Below are 13,856 nucleotides of genomic sequence, written 5' to 3'. Positions count from 1 at the left end.
GCGCCGTGTGCCCCCGACCGTTGCAGGGTGACACCGACGACCGCCTCGGCAACGCGAACTACATCTGGGCGGCCGCCGCCAGCCGATCGGCCCAGGCCTGAGCCAGCTTGCCGTCTCGGGCCTCCACCATCACCCGCAGCACCGGTTCGGTGCCACTGGCACGAATGAGCACGCGTCCGTCGCCGGCCAGGGCCGCCTGCGCCTCACGCACCGCCTGTGTCAGCGCCGCGTTCCGCTGCCAATCGGCACCGGGTGCCAGACGCACGTTGCGCAGCACTTGTGGAAAGAGCGTCAACCCCTGTAGCAATTCGGCCAGGCTGCGTTGCTGGCGCACGCTCGCCTGCAGCACCTGCAGCGCCGCCACGATGCCATCGCCCGTGGTGTGCTTGTCCAGGATGATAAGGTGGCCAGAACTCTCGCCACCCAGCGCCCAGTGGTGGCGATGCAGTTCCTCCAGCACATACCGATCGCCGACGCGCGCGCGCACCAAACGCACGCTGCGCGCCGCCAGCGCCTGCTCCACCGCCATGTTGGTCATCTGCGTGCCCACCACGCCGGGCACCACCTCGTCGCGCCCCAGGCGGTCGTCGACCAGCGCATACAGCAATTCGTCGCCATTGAACAGCCGACCGCTGGCATCCACCATTTGCAACCGATCGGCGTCGCCGTCCAGCGCAATACCCAGGTCCGCCTGGTGCGCGCGCACCGCCGCCACCAAGGTCTGCGGGTGGGTAGCGCCGACGCCGTCGTTGATGTTGCGCCCGTTCGGGCTGCAGCCCACTGCCACCACTTCGGCGCCGAGCTCGTGAAACACGGCGGGTGCAATGTGATACGCAGCCCCATGCGCGGCATCGACGACGATCTTGAGGCCGCGCAACGACAGCTCCGCGCTGAAGGTGCTTTTGCAAAACTCGATGTAACGCCCGGCGGCATCGTCCAGACGCCGCGCCCCACCCAGGTGCGCCGAGTCGGCCCACTGCGGCGCATCGTCCAGTGCCGCTTCGACCGCCAGCTCCCATGCGTCTGGCAGCTTGGTGCCCTGTGCGCTAAAAAATTTGATGCCGTTGTCGGGATACGGGTTATGGCTGGCGCTGATGACGACGCCCAGACTTGCTCGCTGCGCGCGCGTCAGGTAGGCCACGGCCGGCGTGGGCACGGGCCCGAGCAACATCACATCGACACCGGCCGAGTTAAAGCCCGCCTCCAGCGCCGACTCGAGCATGTAGCCAGAAATGCGGGTGTCCTTGCCGATCAGCACCAGCGGACGCTGCGCGTGATGGCCATCGCGCCGCAAGACCTGACCCACCGCATGTCCCAAGCGCAGTACGAAATCCGCTGTGATGGGGGGCTGGCCTACCGTGCCGCGTATCCCATCGGTACCAAAGTATCGACGCGTCATTGCTGTCGTTGACCCTCACCTGAGTACGGACGAGCGCCCCGCCACCAGGGCACCCCGCCCGCATTGTAGAGGGACAGCCCAGCATGCCGCGGCCTGCGAGCAGCGTGGTGCCGACGCCGCACGCCATGAGAGCTGCGCCTGCGCTGGACGCACGCAGTTTTCCCACACGCCAGGGCGCTAAACGCAACGATCTACCTATGGGCTACGTACGGGCACGCCCTCGCCGTCGGGCCGATTGGCGCGCTGCTGCGCCGCTTGCACCGCGGCCCACACGCGCAACGCCTGCACCGTGGGCTCGACGTCGTGCACGCGCACGATGTGCGCCCCGCGCTGGACCGCCAGCAGCGCAGCCGCCACACTCGCGCCGGTGCGGCGCGCGGCGTCGTCCTGGCCCGTCAGCCGCCCCAGCGTCGATTTGCGCGACCACCCGGCCAGCAGCGGGTAGCCCAACGACAGCAACACGTCTTGGTGCACCAGCAATTCGAGATTCTGCTCGACGGTTTTGCCGAAACCGATACCGTAGTCGAGCACGATGCGCTGCCGCGCTACACCACGTGCGTGCAGGGCAGCGGCGCGTTCGGCCAGAAATGCCACCACCGCAGGGGTGGCCGGCCCCTGCATCGGTTGCGCCTGCATATCCTGCGGCTGGCGATGCATGTGCATCAGGCACACCCCACAGGAGGGGTGCTCTGCCACCACCGCCTCGGCGCTGCGCCCATCGGCACCGTGCCGACGCAGCGCCCACACGTCGTTGATGATGTCCACGCCCAGATCGAGACAAGCCGCCATCACCTCGGGCTTGTAGGTGTCGATGCTGACCGGCACACCCAGCCGCACCACTTCGCGCACCACCGGCAAGACACGCCGCAGTTCCTCGTCCAGCGGCACCGGCGGCGCCCCGGGGCGAGTCGATTCCCCACCGATGTCGAGGATGTCGGCGCCCTGTGCCAGCAGCGCCTCGGCGTGGCGCAGGGCGCTGCGGGCATCGGCATAGGAACCGCCGTCGGAAAACGAATCCGGCGTGACGTTGACGATGCCCATCACGCGCGGGCGGCTCAGATCGATGGCAAAGCGCGTCGTCTGCCAGACGACGTCGCCTGCGGGCGGCACTCCCGCCCGCATCCCGTTGTGCCAATCACGCGCCGAGGTGCCTGAGCCGGCCGCGCCTGACGGTGCGCCCGACGGAACACCGGTGACGGCGGCCCCGGCCATCAGTTCCGCGTCTGCCGTCACGGCCTTATGCTACCGTGGGGGCCTGCGGCGACGCGCCCTGCACCGGCTGGGCCACACCGCCCGAGTCGCCGCCACCCGTATTGGGGCTACGCGGCGAAATGTCCTTCGGCGGCCGCGGCGGGCGGCCCGCCATGATGTCGTCGATCTGCTCGCTGTCGATGGTTTCCCACTCCAACAGCGCCTTGGCCATGGCGTGCATCTTGTCGGCGTTTTCCTCGATCAGCCGACGCGCCAGCGCGTACTGCTCGTCGATGATGCGCCGCACCTCGGCATCGACCTGCCGCATCGTCTCTTCGCTGATGTGCGTGGTCTTGGTCACCGAACGCCCGAGGAAGATTTCGCCTTCGTTTTCGGCATACACCATCGGACCAAGCTTTTCCGACATCCCGTAGCGCATCACCATGTCGCGCGCGATCTGGGTGGCGCGCTCGAAGTCGTTGCTGGCGCCAGTGGTCATCTGGTGCATGAACACCTCTTCGGCGATGCGCCCCCCGAACAGCATGGCGATTTGGTTGAGCATGTACTCCTTGTCGTAGCTGTAGCGGTCTTTCTCGGGCAGACTCATCGTCACGCCCAGCGCCCGGCCGCGCGGAATGATGGTGACCTTGTGCACCGGGTCGCACTTGGGCAGCAGCTTGCCGATCAGCGCGTGGCCCGCCTCGTGGTAAGCGGTGTTGCGGCGCTCCTCTTCGGGCATGACCATCGACTTGCGCTCGGGGCCCATCAGGATCTTGTCCTTGGCGCGCTCGAAGTCTTGCATTTCCACCACGCGGGCGTTGCGGCGCGCCGCCATCAGCGCCGCCTCGTTACACAGGTTGGCCAGGTCAGCCCCGCTCATGCCGGGGGTGCCACGCGCAATGACCTCGGGGCTGACGTCGGGCCCGATCGGAATCTTGCGCATGTGCACCTTCAGGATTTGTTCGCGACCGCGGATGTCGGGCAGCGTTACATACACCTGCCGGTCGAAGCGCCCCGGCCGCAGCAAGGCGGCGTCCAGAATGTCGGGACGGTTGGTGGCCGCGATCACGATCACACCCAGGTTGGTCTCGAAGCCATCCATCTCGACCAGCATCTGGTTGAGCGTCTGCTCGCGCTCGTCATTGCCGCCGCCCAGGCCCGCGCCGCGCTGGCGGCCAACGGCGTCGATCTCGTCGATGAAGATGATGCACGGTGCGTTCTTCTTCGCCTGCTCGAACATGTCGCGCACGCGCGCTGCGCCGACGCCGACGAACATCTCAACGAAGTCGGAGCCGGAGATGCTGAAGAATGGCACCTTGGCCTCGCCGGCAATGGCCTTGGCCAGCAGCGTCTTGCCGGTTCCGGGCGGGCCAACCAGCAGCAGCCCGCGCGGAATGCGGCCGCCCAACTTTTGGAACTTCTGCGGGTCCTTCAGAAAGTCGACGACCTCCTTGACCTCCTCCTTGGCCTCGTCGCAGCCGGCCACATCAGCAAAGGTCACGGTGTTGGCGTTTTCGTCGAGCATGCGCGCCTTGCTCTTGCCGAAGCTGAACGCGCCGCCGCGTCCGCCGCCTTGCATTTGGCGCATGAAATAAATCCACACGCCAATCAGCAGCAGCATCGGCCCCCAGCTGACCAGCAGCGTCATCAGCAGCGAGCCCTCCTCGCGCGGACGCACGTCGAACTTGACGTCGTTGGCGATCAGGTCGCCCACCAGGCCGCGGTCGAGGTAGGTGGCGTTGGTGCGCACGCGGCGGTCATCGGTCGTCACGGCAATGATCTCGGTGCCGTTGGACCCTTCCTGGATGGTGGCGCTCTTGATGCGCTGCGCCTTGACCTCGTTGAGGAAGTCCGAATACGCCATGTAGCCGGCACCTGACGTCGCACGGCCATCGAACTGCTTGAAGACAGTGAACAGCACCATGGCGATCACCATCCAGATCGCCACTTTGGAAAACCACTGGTTGTTGTTCAACGCAAACTCCTGACTCTGACCGTGCGCTGCGCCGACCGGCACGCGTCCGTAACGTCCATATGCGCCCCATTGTAGGGCTTGTCAAGGGCAGTGCTGCTGCCGCGGGTCGGCAACCCTGCCAATGGCGCGGATTGCCGGAGCTTATGGTGCCGGCGCGCCAGCCCCTGTCGCCCCTTTGAGACCCCGTCCAACCAGAAAGGTTTCGGCCGACTGCGCGCGCGACGCCTTGGGCTTGTGCACCTTCACCGTCCTGAAATGGGCTCGGAAGAGCCGCACCGCGCGGTCATACGCCTGTCCATGAAAGACTTTGGCCACCAGCGCCCCCTCGGGCTTGAGGTGCTGCACGGCAAAGTCCACCGCCAACTCGATGAGGTGCTCGATGCGTGCGGCGTCCACCTCCTCCACCCCGCTGAGGTTGGGTGCCATGTCGGAGACGACCAGATCGACGCCGCGCGCTACCCCTTGCGGCAGCGCCTGCGCCAGCGCCTGGCGCAAGGCCTCCAGCGTCGCCTCGTCACGAAAGTCTCCCTGGATGAAGTGCACGCCATCCACCGACTTCATGGGCAGCACGTCCAAGCCGATGATGACCCCGCGCAGCCGGGCCGACCCGTCTGCCGCAGCGACGGTGCCCAGACGTCGGCGCAGATACTGGCACCAGGCCCCCGGTGCGCACCCCAGGTCGACGATGCACTGACCCGGCCGCACCAGATGGAACACCTCGTCCAGCTCCTTGAGCTTGTAAGCGGCGCGCGCGCGGTAGCCCTCTTTCTGGGCCAGCCGCACCCACGGGTCGTTGACATGCTGACTCAGCCACGCCTTGTTGACCTTTTTGCTCTGCGTCCTGATCTTCATCCGCGCCACTATAGCCGTGCGCGCCGCACTGCGGGGCATCGCGCCTGCGCCAGTGCCGCCGTCCCGGCAGGCGCGGGCAACGCAGCCCTGCCCCGGGCACCGCGCCCCTGCCGCAACAGCGCAGGCGCATTGCGCGGATAATGCGGACCATGTCCCGCATTGAACTCACTCCCGCCGAGCGCGCCTTGCGCCGCAGCGAGGCGCACCATCTGGAGCCGGTCGTAATGATCGGCAGCGACGGCCTGACCAACGCGGTTAGTGCCGAAATCGATGCCGCGCTCAACGCCCACGGTCTCATCAAGGTGCGGGTGCTCGAAGGTGACCGAGCGCAGCGCGAAGCCTGGCTCAACGAACTGGCTGACGCGCTGGGCGCCGCGCCGGTGCAGCACATCGGCAAGCTGCTGGTACTGTGGCGCCCGCTGCCGCCCAAGCGTAAAAACCTCAGCGACGAGCGCAAGCCCGGCCCGCGCGAATACAAGGTGGTCAAGTACGGCAAGAAGCCCGGCCAGCGACCTGAAATCAAAACCGTGCGCGTGCTGGGCAACCAGCGCATCACCCCCGGTGGCCTGGTCAAGAAGGCCAAGCGACGCATGAAGAGTGCCAAGAAGGCGGGCGCCGCCCAAAGCTGAAGCCTGAGACGCGGCAGGGGCGTGACCCAGCGCGGTGTCTGCGCGCTGCTTTCGTGGCATGCTTGCCACCATGAACGACATCACGACCGCAGAAGGCCTCGACCGCGACCTAGGCATCGATGCGCCCACCGGCGCTGCCCCAGCAAACCCACCCCGCAGTGCCCAAGCGCCGGGCACCGACAACCCGTTGCTGAGCGACGACGATCCACCACGCTTCGACGCCGTGCGGCCGCACCACGTGCAGCCGGCTATCGCGGCGCTGCTGCAGCAGGCCGAAGCAGCGCTGCAGCGCGTCACTGCCGAGGACTTCCCGCCCGACTGGCACGCGCTGGGCGCCACGCTGGACGTGGCCACCGAGCGGCTGGGGCGTGCCTGGAGCATCGTCAGCCACCTCAACGCGGTGGCGGACACGCCCGAGCTGCGTGCCGCTTACAACGCCTTGCTGCCCGCCGTCACCGAGTTCTGGACACGGCTGGGCGCCGACGAGCGGCTGTACGCCAAGGTCAAGGCCATCGACCCGCACACGCTCAATCCTGCCCAACGGCGGGCGCGTGAACTGGCGTTGCGCGACTTCGTGCTGGGTGGCGCCGAACTGCAGGGCGCGGCCAAAACGCGCTTTGCCGCTATTCAGGAACGTCAGGCCGAATTGGCCCAGAAATTCAGTGAGAACGCGCTCGACGCCACCGACGGGTTCTGTGACTATGTGCCCCCCGAGGCGCTGGCCGGCGTGCCCGACGACGTGCTAGCCGCCATGCGCGCGGCCGCGCAGTCCGATGGGCGCGACGACGCCTGCCGCCTGAGTCTCAAACTGCCGCTGTACCTGCCGGTGCTGCAGTTCGCGCACGACCGCAGCGTGCGCCTGCGCCTGTACCGCGCCTATGGCACGCGTGCCAGCGATCAGGCCGAAGGTGACGCAGCGCAGCTCGACAACGGCCCTATCCTGCGCGAAATCGTGGCGCTGCGTGCCGAAGAGGCGGCCCTGCTAGGCTACCCCAGCTTCGCCCACCTGTCGCTGGCCTCGAAGATGGCCCCCTCTCCCGAGCAGGTGCTGCGCTTTTTGCGCGACCTGGCGCAGCGCGCGCGTCCCTACGCCGAGCAGGATGTGGCCGAGATGCGGGCCTGGGCACGCACCCATCTGGGGCTGGACGACCCGCAAGCGTGGGACTGGACCTATATCGCCGAGCGCCTGCGGCAGGAACGCTACGCCTACAGCGAGCAGGAGGTCAAAGCCTACTTCCCCCTGCCGCGCGTGCTCGACGGGCTGTTTCACGTCGTGCAGACCCTGTTCGACGTCACCATCCATGAGGACGGCGCACCTGCCTGGCACCCGGTGGTGCGGCGCTTCCGCATCGAACGCGGCACGCAGCTGCTGGGCCACTTCTATCTGGACCCTCACGCGCGCACGGGCAAGCGGGGCGGGGCCTGGATGGATGACGCCCGCAGCCGCTGGCGGCGCCCCGACGATGGCCGCCTGCAGACGCCCGTGGCACACCTCGTGTGCAACTTCGCCGACGGCGTCAACGGGCGACCGGCGCTGCTGACGCACGATGACGTCATCACACTGTTTCACGAGTTTGGCCACGGCCTACACCACCTGCTGACGCAGGTCGACGAGCACGCGGTGGCCGGCATCAGCGGCGTGGAGTGGGACGCGGTGGAGCTGCCCAGCCAGTTCATGGAGAACTTCTGCTGGGCGTGGAGCGTGCTGCAGCGCATGACGGCGCACGCCGACACCGGCGCCCCGCTGCCACGCGCCCTGTTCGACAAAATGGTGGAGGCGCGCAACTTCCAAAGCGGGCTGCAGATGCTGCGCCAGATCGAGTACGCGCTGTTTGACCTGCGGCTACATCTGGAAGGAGCGCCCGATGGCGACGTGATGGCGCTGCTGCAGCAGGTGCGCGACGAAGTGGCCGTGCTGCAGCCCCCGGCCTGGCACCGCATGCCGCACACCTTCAGTCACATCTTTGCCGGAGGCTACGCTGCGGGCTACTACAGCTACCTGTGGGCCGAGGTGCTCAGCGCCGACGCCTACGCCGCATTCGAGGACGCCGCCGGCCCCGGCGGCGATACCCTGCAGCGCGCCATGGGCGAGCGCTTCCGGCGCGAGATTCTGGAGGTCGGCGGCAGCCGCCCCGCCCTGGAGTCGTTCCAGGCGTTTCGCGGGCGCGAGCCACGCATCGACGCACTACTGCGCCACCGCGGTCTGGCGTGACGCCTAAGGGGGGCCGCCGACCATAGCCGACGACCCGCCCCCGCCCGGCTGCGCGCGCCTGCAGGAGGTGTGTGTCCGACATCCCATGCGCGCACGCCACTGCTGCCTGGGCGTCAGCCCGGCTGAAAGACCACCGTGCGCACCCCCTGTGAGGTGCTGAGCAGACACACGTGCGCACGCTGGTGCGCAAACACCCCCACGGTGACCACGCCCGGCCAGTTGTTGACCATCGACTCGAACGCCAGCGGATCGTCGATGCTCAGGCCACTGACGTCCAGGATGTGCTGGCCATTGTCGGTGACCAACGGCGCGCCGTCGCGCAGGCGCACGCGCGCCGTCCCGCCCAGTGCGGCGAACTGCCGGATCAGCCGCTGCGTGGCCATCGGGATGACCTCCACCGGCAGCGGAAAGCGCCCCAGACGCGCCACCCACTTCGACTCGTCGGCAATGCAGACGAAGCGGCGCGCCTGTGCCGCGACGATCTTCTCGCGCGTCAGCGCCGCGCCGCCGCCCTTGATCATGCAGCCACCCGGCTCGATCTCGTCGGCGCCATCGATGTAGACCGACAGCTCACCGACATCGTTGGCGTCCAACACCGCAATGCCGTGCGCGCGCAGGCGCTGAGAGGTGGCCTCGGAGCTGGACACTGCCCCCGCAATCGCCATGCCCGACGCCGCCAGCGCGTCGATAAAGCAGTTGACCGTGGAGCCGGTGCCGATGCCGATCACCTGCCCCGGCTCGACATAGTCCAGTGCAGCACGCCCCGCCAAAGCCTTGAGTTGATCTTGCGTCGAAACGGAGGGGTGGGGGACGGTAGACATGGCTTGACTCCGATGATCACAACAGAGGGGGACGACAACGAACAGGAACAACAACAGGCGGTCGGGCACGACGGGCGGCGTCCGCAGACCAACGGCAGGCCCGCGCGGCGTGCGCACAGTCGGCCCGGACACGGCCACGCCCGCGCCGCCCCAGTGCCGTGGACAGCAGTGCGCCAGCGCGATGGCACAGGCTCTACCCGCACCCGTTTGGCCCCGCCGTGGCCATCACCCCGCAGCAGTGGCAGCCAGGCGGCGCCGACCCAGTGCGACAATCGGCGCCGCCCGGCCCGCAGTGTGCTGGCCCTTCCGCCACCCGATTATCCGATGACTTGGTTCCCCTACCCCTGGCTGCGCGCCCTGCTGTTTCGGCTCGACCCCGAACAGGCGCACGATCTGACGCTGGCCGCCCTGCAGCGGCTGCAACACTCACCGCTGGTCACCGTGCTGCGCCAGCCGCGCATCGCCGACCCGGTGACGCTGGCCGGACTGCGTTTTCCCAACCGCGTAGGGCTGGCTGCCGGATTAGACAAGAACGCGCGCTGCATCGACGCCTGGGCGGCGCTGGGCTTTGGCTTCGTCGAAGTGGGCACCGTCACCCCACGGCCGCAGCCCGGCAATGTGCGGCCGCGCCTGTTTCGCCTGCCTGCGGCCGAGGCGCTCATCAACCGCTTTGGCTTCAACAACGACGGGCTGGCCGCGTTTGTGGACAACGTGCGCCACGCCCGTATCCGCCAAGACCCGCACGCCGCGACGCTGGTGCTGGGCCTGAACATCGGCAAAAACGCCACCACCCCCATCGAGCGCGCCACCGACGACTACCTGACCGCGCTGGAGGGTGTGTACACGCTGGCGGACTACGTTGCGGTCAACATTTCCAGCCCCAATACCCAAAACCTGCGCCAGCTGCAAACCGACGCCGCGCTAGACGCTTTGCTGGCGGCGCTGGCCACACGCCGCGCAACCCTGGCCGAGCAGCTCGGGCTGTACCGGCCGATCTTCATCAAGATCGCGCCCGACCTGGACGATGACCAGATCGCCTGCATCGCCGACGCGCTGCAACGCCACGGGATGGACGGCGTCATCGCCACCAACACGACCCTGGCCCGTGACGCCGTGGCGGGCCTGCCGCACGCCGACGAGGCCGGCGGCCTGTCCGGGCGGCCGCTGCAGGCCGCCAGCAACCGCGTCATCGCGGCGCTGCGCCGGCGCCTGGGGCCGAACTTTCCGATCATCGGCGTCGGTGGCATCGTTGATGCGGACAGCGCCCTTGCCAAGCTGGCCGCGGGTGCCGACGCGGTGCAGCTCTACACCGGTCTGATCTACCACGGACCGGCACTGGTGACGGAAGTGGCACAGGCACTGCGCAACGCTGCCCGCGCAGGGAGTTCGCCCTAACGCCAGCCCCAGCCTTCCTGCGCACGTTCACGGCCACGAAAGGAAAGGGGCCAGCGCCACCGCCATCCCGATCCGGCATGTCGGCCAGTCGCATTCAGCCACCGTCCGCCATGGCGGGCACCCCGGCATGAGCGGGCGACATCAGCACGTCGCATGGTGCCTCGGCCACCACGTGCTTGGTGACACTGCCCAGCAGCAGATCCTCGGCAGCGCTGGTGCCGTGCTTGCCAATCACGACCAGATCGCAATCGTGGGATTGGGCGGCCTCGACGATCGCCGGCGCTGCATCGGCTTCCTGCATCTGCAGCACGTAGCGCGCGGGCGTCCAACCACGGGCCTGAGCCAGTGCCTGCAGCTGGGCAAAAGCCCGCTCGCGCGTCTTGTCCCGGTAGCGCGCGATCACCTCCTGCGGCACGCCGGCAAAGCGTAATTTTTCCTCGAACGGCACACGGTAGGCATGCAGCAGGCGCACATGCGCGTGCGGCAGCAAGGCGTCAACCCAATCCAGTGCCGGTTCCGTCCATGGGGAAAAATCGACCGGCACCAGCACCCGCCGGTACGGCTGGCCCGCATCGCAGCGAACCAGCAACATCGGCCGGGTGGTTTTGCGCAGCAACCGCTCGGCCGTGGTGCCGAGCAGCAACCGCCGCACCTGCGCGCCGACGCTGCCCTGCCCCAGCGCGCCGACGACGAGCAAGCGCGCCTGCGTCGCGGACGCCAGCGTCGCCAGCGTCTGTACCGGATGCCCCGCCAGCAGCACGGCGCGGACCTCGATGTCGCCGCGCTGGCCTGCAGCCGCCGCCTGCGCCTGTAGGCTGTCGCGCGCTGCGGCCGCCACTGCCTCAGTGCTGACACCGGCGCCCAGCCAGTTCTGCAGCACGCTCCATCCGTCCTGTGGCAGGATATGCACCAGGACCAGCGGTGCCCGGCACTCACGGGCCATCTGCACGGCGCGCTGCTGTGCACGTGCAGCCGCAGTCGAAAAATCGCTAGCCACCACGATCGCGCCGGCCAGCGTCGGGTCGGTCACGAGAGCGGCCATCTCATCGAACAGGGTCATCGTTCACTCCGGCAGGAGCGGTTGGGGTCGACGCCGCCAGCAGGCCGACCAGGGTCTCGGCGGCATGCACCGCGGCGTCGCGAAATGGCAGAAAGATGTGCTGCACAGGCAGGCGGGCTAGCTCCTGCAGCGACGCCTCGTCCCGCGCCGTCACGGCCATCGGCCCGCTGTAGCCGGCCGCCCGCAACCCCTGCACCAGCGTGCGCGTCGACTCGACCAGCGGCAGTGTCACCACCACCCAGCGCACGCCATCCAGCGGCAGGGCCTCCACGAAGTCGGGGTTCTCGGCGTCGCCGTAGTGCACTGGCAGATGTTGGCGTTTGAGGTCGCGCACCGCTTCCGGGTCGTGATCGATGCCGGTGGCGGCGATGCCCGCCGCCCGCAGCTCGCGCAGCAACCGGCTGCCATACCGCCCCAGTCCAAAGATCAGCACTTCGGCCTCGCCACGCCGTGGCGGGTGCCTGTCCACCGCCAGCTCGCGAAACGGGCGCTGGCGCTCGAAGACGCCCAGCCACGGGGCCAGCCACTCGTACAGTGGCTGCGAATACAGGATCATGTACGTCGACAGGGTGATCGTGATCAGCCCCACCAGGGTCGTCAGGCCCAACGCCGCCGTATCCACATGGCCCAGCGTGATGCCCATGGCCACGAAGACGATCGAGAACTCGCTGATCTGTGCCACCGTCAGCCCGGCCAGAAAGCCTGTGCGTTTGCGGTAGCCCATGTAGCCCATGATGGCCATGACGATCAGCGGGTTGCCCACCAGCACGAACGCCGACAGGAGCAGCGCGCTGCCCAGCTCCTGCCCGAGCGCAGCCAGCTCCAGCTCGGCCCCCAGGTGGATGAAGAAAAACAGCAGCAGGAAGTCACGGATGCCCCCCAGGCGGGCGTTGATGGCGTCGCGGTAGTGGGTGGACGCCAGCGTGAAGCCGGCGACGAACGCACCGGCTTCCATCGAAAACCCGGCCCATGCGCCCAGCGCCGCCAGCCCCGTTCCCCAGGCCAGCGCAAACACCAGCAGCAGCTCCTGCGAGCGCGCCATCGCTGCCACCAGGCGCGGCAGCACCCACCGCATCAGCGCTGCGATCAGCGCCACGGCCAGCAACAGCCGCCCGGTCAGCGACAGCGCCACGTCTGTCCACGCGGGCTGCGCACCACCGGCAGGGGACCGCAGCGCACTCATGGCCATCATCGCCAGCACCACGGCCAGGTCCTGCACGATCAGAAACCCCACCGCGATGCGGCCGTGCAGGGCATCGAGCTCGCGCTTGTCGGTGAGCAGTTTGACGATGATGATGGTGCTGGAAAACGTCAGCGCGACAGCGACGTACAGTGCGGTCAGGAGATCCTTGCCGAGCAGCAGGATCAGCACGAAACCGAAGGCGATGGTAAACCCCAGCTGTCCCAGACCGGTGGCCAGGGCAACCGGGCCGATGTGGCGCACGTGCTTCAGATCGAGCTTGAGGCCGACGATGAACAGCAGCACCGTCACACCGATCTGCGCCAGCAGCGCCAACTGATCGTGCGCCTTGACCCAACCCAGGCCGGCCGGCCCCAACGCGATGCCGACCACGATGTAGGCGATCAGCACCGGCTGGCGTGCGCGCACGAACAGCGCACCGACAGCGGCCGCAACCAGCAGCAGGGTAGCGAATTCGGCAAACGGCGTGGGGAACATCGGCAGGCTGATGCGCAGGATAGGGCCGATCCGTTCACGGCTGCAGCAGCGCTGGGCCACCGCCTGCGCAGCATACTGCAGAAACCCGGCCGCTGGACCAGCGGCAGCGGTGCACGCGGCGCCCTCACCCCCCGGATCGACCGTGAGCCGTCAGGGCGCGAGTGCGTCGCACACCGCTTCGGCCACCGCCAGGGCGCTGGTCAGGCCCGGCGACTCGAAGTCGAGCAGATGCACCAACCCGGCGAATCCGTGCTCGTGCGGTCCCTCGAAGCAAAAGTCCGGTGCCGGCTCCCCGGGGCCGTGGATTTTGGGACGCACACCCGCGTACGCCAGATGCAGGGCACCGGCCGGCAAACCAGGCCAGTAGCGGCGCACCGCCAACTCGAACCGCGCAGCGCCCTGCGCGTCGACCGTGTAGTCCAGTGCCGCCGGGTCGTCCGTATCCAGCCACTCCAGATCGTGGCCAAACCGTGCCTGCCCCGCCCAATCGAGCGTCAGATGCACCCCCAGCCAGGCATCATGGGGCGCTGGGTAGACCAGACAGTCCACCGGAGGCCGTCCGGCCAGTGCGAAGTAACTGCCCTTGGCAAAACGCGGCCGTGGCCAGCGCGACGCAGGCGGCCCTTGCACCGCGCGTGCCACGT

General features: G+C 68.2%; 11 protein-coding genes. 3 read left to right on the top strand and 8 right to left on the bottom strand.

Annotated features, from left to right (window positions below; translation table 11 throughout):
• Nucleotides 1-58: 58 nt before the first annotated feature.
• From glmM to V7Z54_RS00465, 4 genes are all read right to left on the bottom strand, one after another.
• Nucleotides 59-1,399, bottom strand: a complete 1,341-nt coding sequence (glmM, locus tag V7Z54_RS00480) for a phosphoglucosamine mutase (RefSeq protein WP_334133537.1) — start codon at nt 1,397-1,399, stop codon at nt 59-61.
• A 195-nt stretch (nt 1,400-1,594) separates the two neighbouring features.
• Complete coding sequence (gene folP / locus V7Z54_RS00475) at nt 1,595-2,521, bottom strand: dihydropteroate synthase (protein WP_334133590.1); 927 nt, start codon at nt 2,519-2,521, stop codon at nt 1,595-1,597.
• A gap of 115 nt (nt 2,522-2,636) precedes the next feature.
• Nucleotides 2,637-4,526 carry an ATP-dependent zinc metalloprotease FtsH gene (gene ftsH, locus V7Z54_RS00470; protein WP_334133589.1) on the bottom strand — a complete coding sequence of 630 codons (1,890 nt, stop codon included), beginning with the start codon at nt 4,524-4,526 and terminating at the stop codon, nt 2,637-2,639.
• A 180-nt stretch (nt 4,527-4,706) separates the two neighbouring features.
• Complete coding sequence (locus V7Z54_RS00465; protein WP_334133536.1) at nt 4,707-5,417, bottom strand: RlmE family RNA methyltransferase; 711 nt, start codon at nt 5,415-5,417, stop codon at nt 4,707-4,709.
• A gap of 149 nt (nt 5,418-5,566) precedes the next feature.
• Here V7Z54_RS00465 and V7Z54_RS00460 point away from each other — a divergent pair, with 149 nt between their 5' ends.
• Nucleotides 5,567-6,046, top strand: a complete 480-nt coding sequence (locus tag V7Z54_RS00460) for a YhbY family RNA-binding protein (protein ID WP_334133535.1) — start codon at nt 5,567-5,569, stop codon at nt 6,044-6,046.
• A 70-nt stretch (nt 6,047-6,116) separates the two neighbouring features.
• Nucleotides 6,117-8,258 carry a M3 family metallopeptidase gene (locus V7Z54_RS00455; protein ID WP_334133534.1) on the top strand — a complete coding sequence of 714 codons (2,142 nt, stop codon included), beginning with the start codon at nt 6,117-6,119 and terminating at the stop codon, nt 8,256-8,258.
• A 113-nt stretch (nt 8,259-8,371) separates the two neighbouring features.
• Here the strand turns inward: V7Z54_RS00455 and rpiA are convergent, their stop codons facing one another.
• Entirely contained in the window at nt 8,372-9,079 is a 708-nt protein-coding gene (rpiA, locus tag V7Z54_RS00450; protein ID WP_334133533.1) for a ribose-5-phosphate isomerase RpiA, read from the bottom strand.
• A 324-nt stretch (nt 9,080-9,403) separates the two neighbouring features.
• Here rpiA and V7Z54_RS00445 point away from each other — a divergent pair, with 324 nt between their 5' ends.
• Nucleotides 9,404-10,474 carry a quinone-dependent dihydroorotate dehydrogenase gene (locus V7Z54_RS00445; RefSeq protein ID WP_334133532.1) on the top strand — a complete coding sequence of 357 codons (1,071 nt, stop codon included), beginning with the start codon at nt 9,404-9,406 and terminating at the stop codon, nt 10,472-10,474.
• 94 nt (nt 10,475-10,568) lie between these two features.
• On the opposite strand, the gene V7Z54_RS00440 is transcribed toward V7Z54_RS00445, so the two are convergent.
• The 3 genes from V7Z54_RS00440 to V7Z54_RS00430 all read right to left on the bottom strand — a co-directional run.
• Entirely contained in the window at nt 10,569-11,534 is a 966-nt protein-coding gene (locus V7Z54_RS00440) for a universal stress protein (protein ID WP_334133531.1), read from the bottom strand.
• Nucleotides 11,518-13,212: a cation:proton antiporter gene (locus V7Z54_RS00435; protein WP_334133530.1), complete on the bottom strand. Its 1,695-nt coding sequence runs from the start codon at nt 13,210-13,212 to the stop codon at nt 11,518-11,520. Before V7Z54_RS00435 ends, V7Z54_RS00440 begins: the two co-directional genes overlap by 17 nt.
• A gap of 150 nt (nt 13,213-13,362) precedes the next feature.
• Nucleotides 13,363-13,856, bottom strand: a 494-nt coding sequence (locus V7Z54_RS00430; protein ID WP_334133529.1) for an FAD-dependent oxidoreductase, incomplete at its 5' end; no start/stop codon positions are given.

It is taken from the genome of Tepidimonas sp., from assembly GCF_036824975.1.
Taxonomy (GTDB): domain Bacteria; phylum Pseudomonadota; class Gammaproteobacteria; order Burkholderiales; family Burkholderiaceae_C; genus Tepidimonas.
Note: the sequence above shows the minus strand (reverse complement) of the source record. Positions and strands in the feature narration are given on the sequence as shown.

Coding starts and splice junctions, on each gene's coding strand:
- glmM (WP_334133537.1), bottom strand. CDS start 1,399: ATGACGCGTCGATACTTTGGTACCGATGGGATACGCGGCACGGTAGGC.
- folP (WP_334133590.1), bottom strand. CDS start 2,521: ATGCGGGCGGGAGTGCCGCCCGCAGGCGACGTCGTCTGGCAGACGACG.
- ftsH (WP_334133589.1), bottom strand. CDS start 4,526: ATGGTGATCGCCATGGTGCTGTTCACTGTCTTCAAGCAGTTCGATGGC.
- V7Z54_RS00465 (WP_334133536.1), bottom strand. CDS start 5,417: ATGAAGATCAGGACGCAGAGCAAAAAGGTCAACAAGGCGTGGCTGAGT.
- V7Z54_RS00460 (WP_334133535.1), top strand. CDS start 5,567: ATGTCCCGCATTGAACTCACTCCCGCCGAGCGCGCCTTGCGCCGCAGC.
- V7Z54_RS00455 (WP_334133534.1), top strand. CDS start 6,117: ATGAACGACATCACGACCGCAGAAGGCCTCGACCGCGACCTAGGCATC.
- rpiA (WP_334133533.1), bottom strand. CDS start 9,079: ATGTCTACCGTCCCCCACCCCTCCGTTTCGACGCAAGATCAACTCAAG.
- V7Z54_RS00445 (WP_334133532.1), top strand. CDS start 9,404: ATGACTTGGTTCCCCTACCCCTGGCTGCGCGCCCTGCTGTTTCGGCTC.
- V7Z54_RS00440 (WP_334133531.1), bottom strand. CDS start 11,534: ATGACCCTGTTCGATGAGATGGCCGCTCTCGTGACCGACCCGACGCTG.
- V7Z54_RS00435 (WP_334133530.1), bottom strand. CDS start 13,212: ATGTTCCCCACGCCGTTTGCCGAATTCGCTACCCTGCTGCTGGTTGCG.